The 16904-nt window shown below is 70.8% G+C and carries 14 protein-coding genes; 1 reads left to right on the top strand and 13 read right to left on the bottom strand.

The features are described 5' to 3' along the window. Positions 1-31: 31 nt before the first annotated feature. The 10 genes from OHA11_RS10255 to OHA11_RS10210 form a co-directional block, all read right to left on the bottom strand. Positions 32-829, bottom strand: a complete 798-nt coding sequence (locus tag OHA11_RS10255) for a DUF4142 domain-containing protein (protein WP_266494369.1) — start codon at positions 827-829, stop codon at positions 32-34. Positions 830-1030: 201 nt separating this feature from the next. Continuing rightward, positions 1031-2209 (bottom strand): glycoside hydrolase family 64 protein, encoded by a 1179-nt coding sequence (locus OHA11_RS10250; RefSeq protein WP_266507069.1) that lies wholly within the window; start codon positions 2207-2209, stop codon positions 1031-1033. Between the two features lie 317 nt (positions 2210-2526). After that, positions 2527-4047, bottom strand: coding sequence for an amidohydrolase (locus OHA11_RS10245; protein ID WP_266494367.1), 1521 nt, complete (start codon positions 4045-4047; stop codon positions 2527-2529). Beyond that, a complete protein-coding gene (locus tag OHA11_RS10240; RefSeq protein WP_266494366.1) occupies positions 4044-4664 on the bottom strand; it encodes an FMN-binding negative transcriptional regulator in 621 nt (206 codons plus the stop codon). The genes OHA11_RS10245 and OHA11_RS10240 overlap by 4 nt, the downstream gene beginning before the upstream one ends. Positions 4665-4752: 88 nt before the next feature. Beyond that, positions 4753-5712 carry an ABC transporter ATP-binding protein gene (locus OHA11_RS10235; RefSeq protein WP_266507068.1) on the bottom strand — a complete coding sequence of 320 codons (960 nt, stop codon included), beginning with the start codon at positions 5710-5712 and terminating at the stop codon, positions 4753-4755. A 37-nt stretch (positions 5713-5749) separates the two neighbouring features. After that, positions 5750-6781, bottom strand: coding sequence for an ABC transporter ATP-binding protein (locus OHA11_RS10230; protein WP_266494363.1), 1032 nt, complete (start codon positions 6779-6781; stop codon positions 5750-5752). 22 nt (positions 6782-6803) lie between these two features. Then, a complete protein-coding gene (locus OHA11_RS10225) occupies positions 6804-7718 on the bottom strand; it encodes an ABC transporter permease (RefSeq protein WP_266494360.1) in 915 nt (304 codons plus the stop codon). Beyond that, entirely contained in the window at positions 7711-8634 is a 924-nt protein-coding gene (locus OHA11_RS10220) for an ABC transporter permease (RefSeq protein WP_266494357.1), read from the bottom strand. Before OHA11_RS10220 ends, OHA11_RS10225 begins: the two co-directional genes overlap by 8 nt. Further along, positions 8631-10079, bottom strand: coding sequence for a M14 family zinc carboxypeptidase (locus OHA11_RS10215; RefSeq protein WP_266494355.1), 1449 nt, complete (start codon positions 10077-10079; stop codon positions 8631-8633). The genes OHA11_RS10220 and OHA11_RS10215 overlap by 4 nt, the downstream gene beginning before the upstream one ends. A gap of 90 nt (positions 10080-10169) precedes the next feature. Further along, positions 10170-11774 carry an ABC transporter substrate-binding protein gene (locus OHA11_RS10210; protein ID WP_266494352.1) on the bottom strand — a complete coding sequence of 535 codons (1605 nt, stop codon included), beginning with the start codon at positions 11772-11774 and terminating at the stop codon, positions 10170-10172. A 170-nt stretch (positions 11775-11944) separates the two neighbouring features. Between OHA11_RS10210 and OHA11_RS10205 the strand changes: the two genes are divergently transcribed. Further along, on the top strand, positions 11945-12940 hold the full coding sequence (locus OHA11_RS10205; RefSeq protein ID WP_266494350.1) for a transposase: 996 nt from the start codon (positions 11945-11947) through the stop codon (positions 12938-12940). 15 nt (positions 12941-12955) lie between these two features. On the opposite strand, the gene OHA11_RS10200 is transcribed toward OHA11_RS10205, so the two are convergent. Genes OHA11_RS10200 through OHA11_RS10190 form a run of 3 tightly spaced genes read right to left on the bottom strand, consistent with a single transcriptional unit; the run spans position 12956 to position 16897 of the window. Next, positions 12956-14383, bottom strand: a complete 1428-nt coding sequence (locus tag OHA11_RS10200; protein WP_266494348.1) for a cellulose binding domain-containing protein — start codon at positions 14381-14383, stop codon at positions 12956-12958. A 47-nt stretch (positions 14384-14430) separates the two neighbouring features. Then, positions 14431-15963: a beta-N-acetylhexosaminidase gene (locus OHA11_RS10195; protein ID WP_266494345.1), complete on the bottom strand. Its 1533-nt coding sequence runs from the start codon at positions 15961-15963 to the stop codon at positions 14431-14433. A gap of 49 nt (positions 15964-16012) precedes the next feature. Then, positions 16013-16897: a carbohydrate ABC transporter permease gene (locus OHA11_RS10190; RefSeq protein ID WP_266507066.1), complete on the bottom strand. Its 885-nt coding sequence runs from the start codon at positions 16895-16897 to the stop codon at positions 16013-16015. Between the last annotated feature and the right edge of the window lie 7 nt (positions 16898-16904).

Below are 16904 nucleotides of genomic sequence, written 5' to 3'. Positions count from 1 at the left end.
GCTTCCGGACGCGGGTGGCGGTCAGGAACCGCTACGGCGTGGCCGTGGGCGTGGCGTCCGGGTCCTCGGGATCCGGACGGCTCGTGTTGACCGTGCCCGGCGCCCCCGGAGAGGGCCTCGACGTGGTGTCGATGTTCCCGTTCGCCTCCACGGGCGGCGCCGAACTCGGGGTCACCCCGGCGGCCGGCGGCGGAGGACCGGACGGGCTGGCCGTCGATCCGGCCACCGAGTCGTTGGCGATCGCGTCGAAGTCGACCGCGCCGGTCTTCTCCAGGACCGTGATGTGGTCGAGCACGGTCTGGTTGGCGTCCGAGGCGAGCTGCCGCACCAGGGTGTTGCGCGTCTGGTTCCGCACCGCCCCGATCGCCGGGAAGATCTTGCCGTGCGCGGACCGCAGGAGGTTGGCCCACACCTTCACGTAGTCCTGATCGGACGCCGCGGTCATCTGGTTCAGCCAGCCCTGCTGCTGCTCGTTCGGCTGGTTCGGCAGCTCGACGCCGAGGTTCCGCGCGATGCCCCGGACCCGCTTGTCGAGGTCGGTGTGGCCGACGATCAGGTGGTCGGCCGCCTCCTTCGTCGCCTCGTTGGGGGCACGCTCAAGTGCCTGCTGCGCCGCCGGCAGCTCCCACAGACCGGCCAGGCGCACCCGGACGATCAGATCGCGGTCGGTGGCGGTCAGCGGCCCCCACTGTGTCGGTACGGTCCCGGCTGCGAGGTTCGCCTCCCCCGTACCGGCGCGGTCGGCGTACGACCACACGGGGAATGCCAGCGCGCCCAGTGTGCCGACGAGTGCCACGATGACGAGGGCCGTACCGTTGATACGCCGCAAGGGTCCCTCCCGGGATAAACCAACTGGTCGTTGGAAATTTGTACTTGGCCAGTGCATGGAGATACGTGCCGGGCGGTCGGTGTGTTCAACGGTTCATGTCTGATCCCTCACAACCTTGTTCGGGCGCGCCACCCCACGTGCGACGACCCGGGCCGTCTGCCGTTCTCCCTGTCGGGTCTCTCCCTCTGCGTTCGCCGGTGCTCAGCTGAACGGGTCGAGCGTGATGTACGCCGTCTGCGGGTCGCCGTCGTGGACCAGCGACTCGTAGTTGCCGACATCGTCGAAGGCGAAGGCGTAGGCCTTGCCGTCAGCCATCTGGGCGTGGATCTTCCGGGCGTAGTGGTTGGTCACCACGTCCTGGTAGAAGCCCGCGGAACTCGTGTCGGGCTGGTTGGAGTTGGTCAGGAGGGTGGAGCGGTTGAAGCCCGCGCACAGGGTGCGGGAGATCGGGCCGCGTACCAGGTCGTTCGGCGCGTCCAGCAGCTTGTAGCAGCCGAAGATGCTGTCGGAGTCGGGCTTCTGGAAGCTGGTGACGACGGCGCCGGAGCCGTTGGTGAAGTTCATGACGTTGCCGGAGACCCTGCCGTAGTACTTGGTGCCCGGCTCGTTCGCGAACGGTGTCACCGTCAGCGTGGAGGTGGAGTACTTGGTCCACACCCGGTTGATGTAGTCATTCATGACTGTGCTGGGCAGGGCGCCCGCCTCGATGCCGTGGCCGGGTGCGAGGGCGCGCAGGATGGTTCCGTCGGACCGGGTCTTGATGAGGTTGGCCCAGCCGCCGGGCTGGCCCCTCAGGGCGTTGAAGAAGCCCGCGTACCCGCCCGGCTTCAGGTGACCGGTGTTCTTGGTGGCGCCGGCGGTGTTCTTGACGCCGACCGCGTACGGGGCCGAGAACATGTCCACCTGTGTGCTGTTGATCCATAGGCCGGAGTCGTTGAGTGTGTACTCGGTCCAGTTGAAGAGGATGTTCGCGTTCGGGTCGGTCGGGTTCTGCACCGCGGGCTGCACGAGGCCGCCGGTGGTCAGCTTGAAGACGAGCTTCTGGCCGTAGGAGAAGTAGACCCGGCCGGAGAACTTCGGCATCCGGATCGTCGTGGTCTGGCCGTTGGCCGGTCCGGCGATCGACGCGTCGGGCGCGGGGGTCGGCGGTTGGCCGCCGACGGGCCAGGCGTGGAACGTGCCGTTCGCGTCGGCCCAGCCCTGCTGCCCGGTCGAGAGCAGGGTCCCGATGTTGTAGATGTACACCTGATCGCCGCGCCCGGAGGTGTTCTTGATCTCCAGGGGGATGGTCGTGGGCACCGCGGCTTCGGCGCGGGGTGCGGGGCCCACGGTGGTGAGTCCCGCGGTGACGGTCGCCGCGGCGACCAGAGCGACCAGCATCTTCCGTAGGGCAAGCACGCTCTTCCTCCTGCCAGGTGGGCTTCTCCCACCGGAGTCGAATTGCGGCGGATGGGGGGTGGGGGCCGCGCCCCGCCCAGGGGAGGACAGGGGAGAACCACGGCCGCTTCCGAACGGATGAGAGCGCTCTCAGAGTGACTCGGTGAGCGGAACACGTCAAGGTCTAGACCAAAAAGGGTCATCGTTGAATGCGGGCGGCACCGGCGCGGCGACTCGGCGTCAACTTCCCGGACCACAGGCCGACTTCGGGCGGACGTACATCACCGCGACGGGGTGCACGTCACGCGACGGGCCGTGGGTCACCGCGACGGGCCGTGGGTCCAGGCCCCGGCGAGCAGGGTGGCGTACACCGGCATCTCGCGCAGGGTGCGGGCGTCCGCGGTGAGCGGGTCGGTGTCGGTCACCACCAGGTCCGCCCGGTCGCCGACCCGGATCAGCCGTCGCCCCAGGGACGAACCGGCGAGGGCGTCCGCCACCGGTATCCGCTGCTCCGGGTGCCACGGCGGGCGCTCGTCGCCGGTCCGGGTCACGGCGGACGCGATGGTCAGCCAGGGGTCGAGGGTGGCGACGGGGGCGTCGGAGCCCAGCGCCAGGACGGCCCCGGCGGCGAGCAGATCGGCGAAGGCGTACGCACGGTCGGTCCGGCCTGCCCAGTGCCGGTCGGCGACGTCCCGGTCGTCCACCGCGTGGGTGGGCTGGATGCTCACGGTGACGCCCAGTTCGGCGAAGCGCGGGATGTCCTTGCGGGCGAGCAGCTGGCCGTGCTCTATCCGGCCGTGGCAGCGCACCGCCTCGAAGGCGTCGAGGGCCATCTCGTTGGCGCGGTCCCCGATCGCGTGCACGGCGGGTTCGAGCCCGTGGGAGGAGGCGCGGCGCAGCAGGGACACCAGTTCCCGCGGCGGCAGCTGCTCCAGTCCGTGGGAGCCGGGCTCGCCGGGGATCGCGCCCGGGTACGCCTCGTGGCACAGCGCGGTGCGCGTGTTGAGCGAGCCGTCGGTGAACAGCTTGAACGGTCCGACCTCCAGCAGCCCGCCGGGGGTGTCCAGGGTCTGGCCGGTGCGGAGCCCGCGGCTGATCGCCGCCTCCAGATGCGGGGGCCAGATGGAGGCCGCCACGCGGAGCGGCACCGCGGCGCTGTTCATCCGGCGTGTCCAGTCCGCGATGTTGTCGGCGTACTCGAAGTCGACGATGCCCGTGATCCCGCGCGCGGCGGCGGCGACGCAGGCGTCCTGTACCCACTGGTCCGTCAACTCCACCGGGGCGGACGGGAGTTGGGCCATGGCCCGCATGCACTCGTCCTCGCGCAGGAGTCCGGTGGGGTGGTCGCCGCGGTCCACCAGGGCGAGTCCGGCCGAGTTGAGCCACGCACAGTGCAGATCCATGCTGATCAGCAGGGCGGGGCGGTCCGGGACGAGGGCGTCGAGGAGGTCCTTGTGCGGGGCGTCCGGCCACAGTCCGTCGCGGAAGCCGTGGCCGATCACCGGCTCACCGGGTGGCAGGGTGGCGGCCCGCTCGCCGACCGAGGCCGCGGCCTCCCGTGCCGAACCGGCGCCGGACACGTCGAGCCGACGGCGCAGGCCCGCCCACTGGACCATGTGTACGTGCGAGTCCCACAGCCCCGGCAGCAGCGTACGGCCGTCGAGGTCGTGGCTCTGCCCGTCGGCGCGCGGTGCTTCGCCCGCCGGGAAGACGGCCCTGACGAGACCGCTCTCGATCCGGACATCGCTCAGCGGTCCGCCCGCGCCCAGGTGGACACGGCGCAGGGTGAGCGGCTCGGTGGCCGACGGGGTGCCGGGCGCTGGGGTGGTCGTGGTGGTCACGGCTTCCTCCGGATGTCGCGCATGGCGCGGGCGAGTTCGGGACTGGCGTACGGCCGGCCGGATTCGAGGGCCTTGGCGAGGCGGACGACGACTTCCTCGCGCTCGTCCTGGCTGAGCTTCGCCTTGGCCGTCACCTTCGTGGCGGGGAGCCGGAAGCCGGTGACGGCGGCGGCGATCCGGTGCGCGTGGCTTTCCACCCGGGCCAGCCGCCATGGCTCGGGGAAGCGGTCCTCGAAGTGGTCGACGGTTGCGGACAGTACGTCGTAGGTGTCCGCCGGGTCGAGGACCTCGGGCCGGCCGTGGACGTGCAGGACCGTGAAGTTCCAGGTCGGGACGTGGGGCGTCTCCCCGTACCAGACGGGTGAGAGGTAGCCGTGCGGCCCCTGGAGCACGACGACGACGTCGTGGGAGCCGAGTTCGTGTTTCCGTGCGTCGGTCCTGGCGAGGTGGCCGAGCAGCACGGTGTCCTGGCGTGAGTCGTCGACCAGGACCGGCAGGTGGGAGACGACCAGTCCGCGGTCGGGAGTGTGACTGATCAGGGTGGCCCAGGGGTGGGCTCTCGCGAGATCACGGATCCATCCGGGGTCGGTGACCCGGAAGATCTCCTGCTCCAGCATGTGCGCGGTTCCGTCCTGTCAGTTCGCGCCGGTCGGTTCGCGCCGGTCAGTTCGCGCCGGTCGGTTCGGGCCGGTCGGTTCGGGCCGGTCAGTTCTCGGGGAAGTGGCAGGAGACCTGCCGTCGTCCGTCGGTCGTCGGCGCGGTCGGCACCGGCCGCTCCGTGCCGCACAGCTCCTCGGCCTTCCAGCAGCGCGTGTGGAAGGCGCACCCGGCGGGCGGCCGGGTCGGGCTGGGAGGGTCGCCCTGGAGCACGATGCGGCCGGTGGCGCCCCGAGCGCGAGGGTCCGGATCGGGAACGGCCGAGAGCAGCGCCCGGGTGTACGGATGCGCGGGGCGGGAGTAGACGGTGTCGCGGTCGCCGTGCTCGACGATCCGCCCCAGATACATGACGGCGACCTCGTCGGCGACGTGCCGGACCACGGCCAGATCGTGCGCGATGAAGACGTACGACAGTCCGAACTCGCGTTGCAGCTGCTTGAGGAGGTTGATGACCTGCGCCTGGACGGAGACGTCGAGCGCGGACACCGGCTCGTCGCAGACCAGGATCTTCGGGCGGAGCGCGAGCGCGCGGGCGATGCCGAGGCGCTGGCGCTGGCCGCCGGAGAACTGGTGGGGATGACGGTTCGCGTGCCCCGGGTCGAGTCCGACCATCTCCAGCAGCTCGCGGGCCCGGTTCGCGCGGTCCTGTTTCGGCACCAGGTCGCGGTGGATGTCCAGCGGCTCCCGGACGATCTCCAGGGCCGTCATCCGCGGGTTGAGCGAGGTGTACGGGTCCTGCATGACCAGCTGGATGTCCCGCCTGCGGCGGCGCAGTTCGGCCGACGGCAGCCGGAGCAGGTCCCGGCCCTCGACCAGCACGGTGCCGGAGGTGGGCCGGTCCAGGGCCATCAGAAGGCGGGTGAGGGTCGACTTGCCGCAGCCGGACTCGCCCACGAGGCCGAGGGTGGCGCCCCGCCGCAGGGTCAGGTCGACACCGTCCACGGCCCTGACCGTGGCCCGGCGCCGGCCGCCGGCCGCGAACCCGCCGACCTTGTAGTGCTTGACCACTCCGCGGGCTTCCAGCAGCGCGGCGCCGGCCGGGACGTCATCGGACACCGGAGACCTCCAGCGGATAGTGGCAGGCGACGAGGCGCACGGGCGGGGCGGTCCCGCCCGAGGCCGGGAGCAGGGCGGGCGGTTCCGTCGCGCAGCGGTCCCGGGCGTCGGAGCAGCGGACGTGGAACGGGCAGCCGGCGGGCAGCAGTCCGGGCCCTGGCGGGCTGCCCGGGATGGGGGTGAGGTCGTCGGCGTCCCCGTCGAGGCGGGGTACGGCGGCGAGCAGCCCCCGGGTGTAGGGGTGGGCGGGCCGGTCGTACAGCTCCTGGACCGGGGCCTGTTCCAGGATCCGCCCGGCGTACATGATGGCGACCCGGTCGGCCGTGCCCGCCGCGAGTCCCAGGTCGTGGGTGATCAGCAGCAGCGCGGAGCCGGTCTCCTCGCGGAGTTCGGCGAGCAGTTCCATGATCTGGGCCTGCACGGTGACGTCCAGGGCGGTGGTGGGTTCGTCGGCGATGAGCACGTCGGGGCTGAGCGCCACCGCCATCGCGATCATGATGCGCTGTCGCATGCCGCCGGAGAACTGGTGCGGATGGTCGCGGTAGCGGCGGGCCGGGTCGGGGATGCGGACCCGGGCCATCAGTTCGACGGCCCGGGCGCGGGCCTCGCGGCGGCCGACGCCCTCGTGGGCCCGGATGGTCTCGGCGATCTGGAAGCCCACGGTGAGCGTGGGGTTGAGGGCGGACAGGGCGTCCTGGAAGACCATCGCGATGCGCCTGCCGCGCAGGGCGCGGAACCGGTCCTCGGGCAGGGCGAGCAGGTCCGTGCCCCGGTGGCGGGCGCTGCCGCCGACCCGGGCCGTGGCGGCCGGGAGCAGGCCCATGACGGCCATCGCGGAGATGCTCTTGCCGGACCCGGACTCGCCGATGAGAGCGAGGGTCTCCTCCTCGTGGAGGGTGAACGAGACTCCGTGGACGACCCGTTGGGCAGCGCCGGAGCGAGACAGCACGTCGACGGTGAGGTCCTGGACGTCCAGCAGCGGCGCGTTCGTGGTCGTGCGGTCCAAGCTCTTGTGGTTCATGCTCTCGTGGTCCATGAGGGGGTCACCGGCCTCTCGGATCCAGGGCGTCACGCACGGTGTCGCCGAAGGTGATGAGGACGAAGACGGTGAAGGAGAGGAAGAGCCCTGGGAAGATCAGCAGGTGCGGGTGGGTCTGGAAGGAGTTCTGGGCTCCCGCGAGCTGAAGTCCCCAGGAGATCGAGGGGGGTTGGAGCCCGACACCGAGGAACGTCAGCGCGGCCTCGGCGACGATCACACCGCCGACCGTGATGGTGGCGAGGACGAGGACCGGGGTGAGGGCGTTCGGCAGGACGTGCCTGACCACGATGTGCCACTGGCTCGCGCCGAGGCCGCGGGCCATCACCACGTAGTCGGCCTCGCGCACCGACCGTACCGACGCCCGCACCACCCGGGTCATGGTCGGCCAGCCGAACAGCGCCAGGACACCGGCCACCGTCGGTACGTCGCGGGTGGTGACGCTGTTGAGGACGACGATCGCGCCGAGCAGGAACGGGAAGCCGAGGAAGACATCGGTGATCCTGGCGATCACGCTGTCGACGATCCGCCCGGCCATCCCGGCGAGGCAGCCGAGGACCAGCGCGACGGCGAGCCCGAGGCCGGTGGCGAGCAGGCCGACGCCGAGCGAGGCGCCCGCTCCGTGGATGACGTTGGCGTACAGGTCACAGCCCTGGACGTCGTATCCGAAGGGGTGTCCGGGGGCCGGTCCCCCGGCGCTGTGGCCGAGGTCGCAGACGGTCGGGTCGCCGTGGCCGAACCAGCCCGCGAAGAGCCCCGGCGCGGCGGCGAGCAGGAGGAGCAGCAGCGCGCAGCCGCCGGTGAGGAGGAACACCGGCCTGCGGCGCAGTTCGTGCCAGGTCCCGTGGGAGGCCGCGGACGAAGTCTCGGTCGAAGTCCCGTGTGGCCCATGTTGCTCGGGGGAGAGCGCGATGTCAGTCATGGCGGATCCTCGGGTCCAGGAGGCTGTTGAGGAGGTCGACCAGGACGCTCGCGGCCAGGAAGATCAGGATGAGAGCGGTCGACACCCCCACCACCGTCGGCCCGGCGTGGGCGCGGATGGCCTGGAAGAGCAGCTGGCCGATGCCGGGGAGGTTGAAGACGCCCTCGATGATCACGGTGCCGCCGAGCAGATAGCCGAGGTCGATGGCGAGGTAGGTGACGGCCGGGATGAGGGAGTTGCGCAGCACGTGGACGCCGACCACCCGGCGCCGGGTGAGGCCCTTGGCGACGGCGGTGCGTACGTAGTCGGCCCGCAGGTTCTCGATCACCTCGGCCCGGACCAGCCGGGACACCGACGCCAGTCCGAACGCCGCGACGCACAGCGCGGGCAGCAGATAGCTCGTCGGCCAGCCGTCGGTGTTCCCGGCGACCGGGAACCACCCCAGTTTCACGCCGAGAACGACCTGCGCGGTGTACGCGAGCACGAACACCGGCACGGAGGTGGCGCCGATCGTGAACGCGAGCACCGTACGGTCCGTCCAGGTCCCCTGGCGCAGCGCTGCCAGCACCCCGAGCCCGATGCCGACGACCGCCTCGATTCCCCAGGCGGTCAGCGCCAGTTGCAGGGTGACCGGCCAGCGGTCGGCCATCTGCTCGGCGACCGGGCGCCCGCTGAAGTCGGTCCCGAGATCGCCGTGGAACAGACCGGCCAGGTAGTGCCCGTACTGGACCAGCAGCGGATCGTCGAGGTGGTGCTGTTCGCGCAGGGCCCGCGCCACGCTCGGCGCGAGCGGCCGGTCGCCCGCGAGCGCGGCGATGGGGTCGCCCGGCAGGACGTACGTCATCGCGTAGATGACCAGGCTGATGCCGAAGAAGACGAGCAGCGCCTCCAGCAGGCGGCGTATGAGGTACGTCATCCGGGGTCCCCCGTGATGTCACGGGCGCGGGCGCGGGCGCGGGCGTGGTCGGCGGCGGCCAGCAGCGCCCCGTACTGGATCCCGGCCAGCGTGGAGATCGCGATCGGCTCGCCCGTGGCCGGGCCGGCCTCGCGTTCCCACATCTCGTACGTCTCCAGCAACTCCCGGTGGCACCGGCGCACTTCGGGGGTGGCGGTGCCCGCGACCACTTCCGCGTTCAGGGCGCGCAGCAGCATGCCCCCGGCGCGGACGCGGAGAATGTGCACTCCGGCTTCGCAGTCGAAGCGTTCGGACACCGTGGCGGCCCGGTCGGGCAGTCCGTCGGCGCGGGCCGACTCCATCGCGGCGAGTTCGGGAAGCGACGGTACGAAGTCGCGGACCGCCCGCAGGAACGGGGACGGGATGGTCAGGTGCGGGTTCGCCGCGTCGAGGATGCCGCCCAGGAACGCCCCCGCCTCGCCCAGCGCCCGCGCCCGGCCCCGGACCACGTCGGCGTGGCGCCGCTCGATGGGCGTGTTGTCGTCGGCGTCCGGATGGCTCCAGTGTGGCACCTCGGTGACGAAGTAGAAGGTGCCGTAGCGCTCGGCGTACGCGGCACTCGACGAGCCCGCGATCTTGGCGGCGGCGTCGACGCCGAGCCCTTCGAGGTAGTCGTACGCGTCCTCCATGTCGATGCAGCCGTAGACGGCCGGGGAGTAGACCGGGGCGTGCGCGGCCTCGGGCTCGCCGGTCGCCAGCGGCATGCCGAGCGAGGCCGGGATCTCGGCCAGGACGTCGTACAGCTCGGGAGCCGGACGGTTCATGTAGTAATAGACGCCGCCCGCCTCGCAGTTGTGCAGGGTGGTCAGAAAGCGCGGCCGGGTGGCATCCAACAGCCGCATCAGCGCCAGGGTTTCGGGCAGGATGCGGTCGAACCACGCCTTCTTGTAGGCGAACGGGAAGGTCCACTCGACCTGTTCGTTGCCGGCGGGCCGGTAGAAGTGGCGCCCGTAGTTGCGCTTGTCGGTCGGGGTGGCGAACCAGCCCTCGTTCAGCCGGGCCCCGTCCGGGTCGACACAGGGCACGATGTGCCAGGCCCCGCCGAAGTGCCCGCGCAGCTCCGGGCTTTCGCACAGGGCGGTGGCCAGGTGCAGGGCGGTCACCGCGCCGACCGGCTCGTTGGGGTGCACCCCGCCGACGACGACGTATCCGCCGCCCTCGTCGGCCGCGAGGCTCGCGGGGCCGTCGCCGACGGTGAAGCAGTACAGGGGTTCACCGAGGGTGGAGGTGCCGATCCGGCTCTCGGTCACCAGGCCGGGATGAGCCGCGGCCAACTCCCTGAAGAAGGCGAGGAGTTCGTCCACGGCCGGGTAGGCATGGGTCTCGGGGACGGTCGCCGCGTGCCGTACCCAGTTCCCGGGGGACGGCATGGCGGGGGCGGACTGCTCGGATGTCGCGGCGGTCATGCGGGTGCGGCTCTCCGGGGTAGAGGCGGACGGGGCTGCGGGTGCCGGTGTACGCGTACCCGTACACGTAGGTGCACGGCTACGGGACGGTCAGCCGACGACGGATATCCGGCCGAGTTCGACGTCGGCCGGGCCCACCGTCACCCCGGTCACCTTGTCGGTGCTCGCGTAGATGTAGCTGCCGTAGAAGAGCGGGATCACCGGGAAGTCCTGGAGGATGCGCTTCTGCGCGTCGTTGTAGAGCTTCGCGGCCGCGGCGGTGTCGGGCGCGCTGTCGGCCCGCTGGAGCAGCTTGTCGGCGTCGCCGTCGCTGTAGTGGCTGCACACCTGGCAGCCGCCGGCCTTGGTGAAGATGCCGCGCAGGGTCGCCTGCATGCTCGGGTAGAGGGCGCCCCAGTGCGCGTGGTTGAGCCCGGTGATCTTGTTGCCGAACGCCTTCTCGCTGAACTCCGCCCAGTCGGCGGTCGGTTCGGCCCTGACGTCGCTGATCCCCAGGTTCTGCCTGATCTGGTTGGCGACCGCCTTGTACAGCTCGTCGAGGCCGAGCCCGCCCGGGTAGGTGATGGTCAGCTCGCCGGACCAGCCGCCCGCCTCCTTGAGCAGCTTCTTCGCCGCGTCCGGGTCGAAGACGCAGGCGTCGCAGAGGTCCGTCTCGGCGCCGACCTCGGAGGGCGGGGTGAGGGAGGTGGCCGGGGTGTAGAGGCCGCCGTAGATGGCCTTGTTGATGGCGGCCCGGTCGATCGCCATGGACAGCGCCTTGCGCAGCCGGATGTCGTCGAACCTCTTGCCCTGCAACGGCAGGCCCATGAACTCCAGCGACGGCGCCTCGTACGTGTACAGCCGGGCACCGAAGTCGGCCTTGGCCTGGCCGTACTTGCTGACCGGCACGTACGCGAGGTCGATGTTGCCCGCCTGCACGTCGGTGTACGCGGTGTTGAGGTCGGAGTAGCTCTTGAACGTGATGGCGGACGACTTCGGCTTGGGCCCCTGGTACTCCGCGTAGGCGCTGACCGTGGTGCCCTTGTCGGCCTTCCAGGCGGAGGTCATCCTGAACGGCCCGTTGCCGATCGGCTTCTTGTCGTAGCCCTTGGGATCCTTGAACGCAGCTTTCGGCAACGGGTAGAAGCCCAGCTGGAGCGGTGTGAGCTGGAGCGGGAACTGGCTGTCCGGGCTGGTGAGGGTGACCTCCAGCGTCGTGGCGTCGACGACCTTCACGCCCGAGAGGGTCTTGGTCTTCGGCTTGCCCTTGGCCGGGTTCAGCGCCGGGTAGCCCTCGATGCTGGCGAGCTGGCCGTTGCCCGCCCAGCCGTTGGGGGCGTAGGCGGTGGCGTTCCAGGCGTCGGCGTAGCTCTGGGCGGTGACCGCCTCGCCGTTGTGGAACTTCCAGCCGGAGCGGAGCTTGATGGTCCAGTGCCGGGCATCGGTGGAGGTCACCGACTTCGCCTGTACGTAACTGATCCCGCCCTTGGCGTCGACCTTGACCAGGGGAGCGAAGATCACGCGGAGTTCGTCGGAGCCGAGGGTGCTGCGGCCCGGCGTGAGATGGTCGGGTTCGGCGACGGCGACCGAGAAGCCGCCGGTCTTCGTCGCACCGCCGCCGCTCTTCGCGCCGCTGGAACAACCGGAACCGGCGAGGGCGAGAACGAGGGCCAGCGATAGGCTCGCCGGGACTGTGAACATGGGTGATCTGGGCAAGACGACTCCATGAGAGAGCAGGGCGCGCCGTTGCCCGCCCCGGGCAAAGGGGCTGGGCGGCAGGGTGCTCACCAGGGCGCGTACCGGGATACTGGGCTTCGCTGAGATGCCATGTCAATGCAAAGCTGCGAAACTTTTAAGATGAGATGAAAGTTTACGAGGAGGAATCAATGCCGGGCGAGGCGCCAGCCAGCACCACGTACGACAGCTCCGGACATCAGGACAGTGGCGGCGGCTGGAGCCGGGAGTCGTTCGTGGAGGAGGTCGGGCTGGTATGGGAAGCGGCCGGGAGCAGCCGGATGGACGGCCGCATCATCGCCTACCTGCTCATCACGGATGTTCCGTACGTCTCGTCGGCGGCGCTCGCCCGTGCCCTGCGGGTCAGCGCCGGTTCCGTCTCGCTGGCGACCCGCCGCCTGGTCGAGGCCGGGTTCATCAGACGGCACGCGGTGCCGGGGGAACGCAGTCACTACTTCCGCGTCGACGACGACGTGTGGGGCAGCTTCCTGGCCGGCGAACGCCGCTATCTGGACCGGCAGGAACAGCTCGCCGAGCGGGCCATCGAACTGCTCGGCCCGGAGGAGGAGGCGCCTCGCCGCCGACTGGGCAACATGCGCGACTACATGCGCTGGCTGCGGGGCAGCCACCACGAACTGCTGACCCAATGGCGTACGTACCGGTCCCAGGCCGCCGACCAGGCGACGGACCGGCCGACGGACGAGAGCGCGGACCCGGCCGCCGGGCTCCAGGAGCAGGGCGGCCCCGTCGCAGGGGAACCGTCGTCGACGTCCGCGCCGGCGGACGACGAGGAGATCCGCAACCGCCTCTCCGCCACGCTGAGCCCGGTCCTGGCACGCCATCTCGTACCGGACGCGCTGTGGGCCGCCGCCGAACCGCTGCTGCCTTCCGGATCAGGGAACGAACGCACGGCGTTCACCGCCGTTGTCTACGTGCTCACCTCGGGCTGCGGTTGGCAGCAGCTCCCGGCGCAGTTCGGGATCTCGCACTCCACCGCGCACCGGCGCTTCACCGCGTGGAGCCGGGCGGACCTCTGGCGGCGCTGGCTCGACACCCTGTCCGCGGCGCCCGTGGACGCCGCGGACCTCGCATGGTGCTCGACGATCGTCAAGTCGGCCGCGAGCCGCTTGCCCGGCAGCGGAGGGTGAACGGCCCGGAGCCGGTCAGACGCCGGGGACGGTGTCCTCGAACCTGGTGCCCGCGCTGCGGTACGCGTTCAGCTTGGTGGTGACCTGCGCCGGCGTGAGGACCTGGTCCTTGACGTGCAGGACGTAGTCGACCTGCTGGTCGTACGCCCGCGCGGTGGTGCTGGTCTGGCCCGCGAGGTCGATCAGCCACTGGTTGAAGTTGATCGACATGGGCCGCTCCGGCAGGTACTGGGCGCCGTGGGTGCCGAAGAGCTGGCCGTCGATGTAGTACTTGATGGTGCTGTTGTCGATGGTCAGCACCAGGTCGTGCCAGCCGCTGAAGCTCCGCTGGGCTTCGGTGTGTTCGTTGACCGCCACCCACGGGTCGGCCTGGTAGGTCTCCCAGGACGTCGTGTAGAGGATGTTGGACGGTATGCCCCAGCCGCCGTTGGGCAGGTACTCGAAGTCGTACTCGGCGTAGTTGTCCGCCATCGGTGCCTGGAGGTCGTTGATGGTGAAGAAGGTCTGGACGAGGCGGTCGCCGTCCGGGCCGTACTTGGGCGCGTCGTTGAACTTGACCCGCGCCGCGTAGGTGCCGTTCTTGAACTTCATCGACTTGGTGAGGATCTCGGTCTGCTTGGTGCTCGCTCCGGTGCCGGCGGTCGAGGTCTCCAGGTTCATGATGGAGTTGCCGCCGGTGGTGGCGAAGGTGACGTTCTCGGGTGCCCAGGTGGCGCCGGGCACGCCAGGGCCACCGGAGTTGGAGCGCACGCTCCAGCCGTGCGCCGAGATGTTCGGGTCGGTGTGGCTGCTGTAGTTGAAGTCGTCGAACAGCGTGGCGCCCTCGGCGGGAGGGTCGGTCGGCGGGTCGGTGGGCGGATCCGTCGGCCCGTTGCCCGCGGGGGCCTGGCCCCACAGGAGGGTGTTGGCCAGCTGCGCCGTGACCTTGGACCAGTCGCCGTACGACGTCTGCGAGGCACCGAAGGAGTAGTCGTCGCTCTGGTCCATCGACGCCCAGTTCGACTGGTAGTAGCGCAGTTGCAGGTCGCCGGTGTCGGCGCCCGGGGCGAGCGAGCCGGCACCGGAGGTGAAGCCGATCTCCAGGTAGCGGTCGGCCGTGGCGGTCGGGTTGGCGAGCGTGCCGAAGGTGCCCGTGACGTTGGCGCAGCCCTTGACGGCCCAGGAGCAGGCGAAGCGGTAGGTCGCGCTCGCCGAGTCGGCCTTGAAGTAGTAGCGGACCTTGACGCCGCTCAACTGCACGCTCGCGGTGCCGGTGTTCTTCACCTTGAACCAGGGCTCGACCTGGTCGGCACGGGCACCGGAGGCGCTCGTACGGTACTGGACGCTGAGCCCGTCGGCGGCCGCGCTCGCGGTGGCCGGGAGTGCGGTGAGCGCGGCGGCGCCCATGGCCACCGCGACGGCGGTGTGTGCGGTGGCGCGCAGCCGGTTCTTCGCGAATCTCATGGTTGTTCCTCTCCAGAAAGGTGGGGGTGATTCCCGGAATGGACGGGTCAGGGGTGGCGCTGGACGCCCAGCGCGTCGAGCCGGGCCGTGTGCCGGTCGAGGCGGGAGCGGAAGTCGGCCCAGTCGGTCGCGCCGCTCCAGCCGCGGTCGGCGAGGGCGCACAGCCGCGGGTAGGTGAGGTACTCGATGTGGGCGGGGGTGGTGACGAACTCGGTCCACAGCTGGGCCTGGGTGCCGAGCACCCGCCCGGCCGCCTCGGCGTCCGCGTCCTCGGGTACGGGATCGTGGGCGTGGACGGCGCGCAGATCGACGACGGGTCCGGGCTGGGCCGGCGGCTCGTGGGGGTCGTCGGACTGGGCGTAGTCGAGGTAGGTGGCGCGGTGGTACGCGCTGATCACGGAGTGGCCGCGGCGGGCCGCCGTCAGGGTGTGGGCCGAGTCGCGCCAGGTCATCACGGTGAAGTCGGGGGGCAGTTCGATGCCGGTCTCGGCCCAGCCGACCGGGCGGCGCCCGCGCCGGACGAGATGGTCGCCGATCTGTCCGAGGAACCAGCCGCGCAGGGCCTCGGGGTGGGGCAGTCCCTCCGCCGCCGCCCGTCCGCGTGCGGCGGCGCTGTTCGTCCACTCGGCGGTGGGGCACTCCTCGCCGCCGAGGTGGATGTACGGCGACGGGAAGACGTCCATGACCTCGTCGAGGACGGTGCGGCAGAAGTCGAGGACCTCGTCGTGGACCCCGAGGACGGTGTCGCACACGCCCCAACGCGTCCAGACGTCGAGGCTGCGCTCCGGGTCGTTGCCCAGTCCTGGGTAGGCGGCGAGGGCGGCGCGTACGTGCCCGGGCATCTCGATCTCCGGCATGACGGTGACGCCGCGCGCCGCGGCGTACCTGACCAGGTCGGCGAGTTCGGCCCGTGTGTACGACCCGCCGTGCGGGGTGCCGTCGAACGCGTCGCTGCCGGCCGGGCCTGTCTGGGACTCGGCGCGGTGACCGCCGATCTCGGTGAGCTTGGGACAGGCGGAGACCGGCATGCGCCAGCCCTGGTCGTCGGTGAGATGCAGATGGAACACGTTGATCTTGTGCAGGGCCAGCACGTCGACGTACCGGCGCAGGTAGGAGACGGGCTGGAAGTGGCGTGCCACGTCCAGCATCGCGCCGCGCCAGCGCTGGCGCGGGACGTCGGTGATGTCGGCGCACGGCAGCAGCCACCGCGTACCGCGCTGCGGGGTCTCCGACAGGGCTTCGAGGGGGAGGAGTTGACGGATCGTCTGGATGCCGCGCAGCAGGCCGGTGACGTGAGCGGCGCGCAGCAGCACGGCCTGCGGGTTGACGGTGAGCCCGTACCCTTCCTCGCCGTAGCCGCCGAGCCCGGGGTCGAGCACCAGGGCGAACCGGCCGTCCGGGGACGAGGGCAGGGGCAGCCCGGTGGCGGGGGCGAGCAGGGTCCGCAGCAGGTCCGCGGCCGGTTCGGCGCCCGAGTCGACGTGCAGTGCGGTGCCGCGGTCGAGCGTGAAGTGGCCGGACCGGAACGCGGCCTCGGTGGGGCGGGGTACGAGGGCGGGTATGGGCCGGTGTGCGGGCACGGATCGCCTCCGGAACGGGGTCTGCGGGGGGACGTATGGGGTGTGCGGGTCAGCCCTTGACCGCGCCGGCGGCGAAGCCCGAGGTGACGTGGCGCTGGAGCAGGAGGAACACCACGAGCGCAGGGGCGGCGAAGAGCGTCGAGGCGGCCATGGTGGCGCCCCAGTCGGTGCCGAACACGTTCTGGAAGGAGGACAGCCACACGGGCAGGGTGCGGTTGTCCTGCTGCTTGATGATCAGGAAGTTGGCGTACGTGAACTCGTTCCAGGCGGTGATGTAGCCGAACAGCGAGGTGGCCATCAGGCCCGGGGCAAGGAGCGGGAACGCGATGTGCCGGAACGCGCCGAGCCGGGTGCAGCCGTCGACCTGGGCGGACTCCTCCAGTTCCGGGGGGATGGTGCCGATGAAGCCGCGCAGGACGATGACGGTGAAGGGCAGCGTCATCATGAAGTAGACGAGGGTCAGGGTCGGCAGCCGGTCGAGCATGTCGGTGTCCCGGGAGATGATGTAGACCGGGATGATCAGTGACTCCCAGGGCGCCATCTGGGCGATGAAGACCATGAGCATGAACTGCCGGCGCCCCTTCCACCTCATCCGGGCCACCGCGTAGGCGGCGCCGAGCGCGATGAGGAGGGCGAGCAGCACGGCGCTCAGCGTGACGAGGAGGCTGTTGCGCCAGAACAGGCCGAAGCCGTCGGCACCGACCGCGGTGCGGAAGTGGTCGAGCGTCCAGGACTCCGGCAGGAACCGCGGGTTGTCGGACTGGATGTCACGGGTGGGGGTGAACGCGGTCGCGACCATCCAGTAGACCGGGAACAGACAGACCACGACCGTGACGACGGCGGCGACGTTCAGGGGCAGACGGCGGATGCGGGGCCGGGCGGTACGCGGACGAGCCGTGCCGGCGCGAGCTGTGCTGACGCGAGTCGTGCTCATACGAGTC

Origin of the sequence: Streptomyces sp. NBC_00878, assembly GCF_026341515.1 — a bacterium.
GTDB lineage: Bacteria > Actinomycetota > Actinomycetes > Streptomycetales > Streptomycetaceae > Streptomyces.
The sequence above is the reverse complement of the archived record's forward strand: the minus strand, read 5'-3'. Positions and strand labels throughout refer to the sequence as shown.

Excerpts from the sequence above, each read along its gene's own strand:
- OHA11_RS10220 (WP_266494357.1), bottom strand. The coding sequence starts at position 8,634 with ATGACGTACCTCATACGCCGCCTGCTGGAGGCGCTGCTCGTCTTCTTC.
- OHA11_RS10205 (WP_266494350.1), top strand. The coding sequence starts at position 11,945 with ATGCCGGGCGAGGCGCCAGCCAGCACCACGTACGACAGCTCCGGACAT.
- OHA11_RS10230 (WP_266494363.1), bottom strand. The coding sequence starts at position 6,781 with ATGAACCACAAGAGCTTGGACCGCACGACCACGAACGCGCCGCTGCTG.
- OHA11_RS10225 (WP_266494360.1), bottom strand. The coding sequence starts at position 7,718 with ATGACTGACATCGCGCTCTCCCCCGAGCAACATGGGCCACACGGGACT.
- OHA11_RS10250 (WP_266507069.1), bottom strand. The coding sequence starts at position 2,209 with ATGCTGGTCGCTCTGGTCGCCGCGGCGACCGTCACCGCGGGACTCACC.
- OHA11_RS10215 (WP_266494355.1), bottom strand. The coding sequence starts at position 10,079 with ATGACCGCCGCGACATCCGAGCAGTCCGCCCCCGCCATGCCGTCCCCC.
- OHA11_RS10200 (WP_266494348.1), bottom strand. The coding sequence starts at position 14,383 with ATGAGATTCGCGAAGAACCGGCTGCGCGCCACCGCACACACCGCCGTC.
- OHA11_RS10240 (WP_266494366.1), bottom strand. The coding sequence starts at position 4,664 with ATGCTGGAGCAGGAGATCTTCCGGGTCACCGACCCCGGATGGATCCGT.
- OHA11_RS10190 (WP_266507066.1), bottom strand. The coding sequence starts at position 16,897 with ATGAGCACGACTCGCGTCAGCACAGCTCGCGCCGGCACGGCTCGTCCG.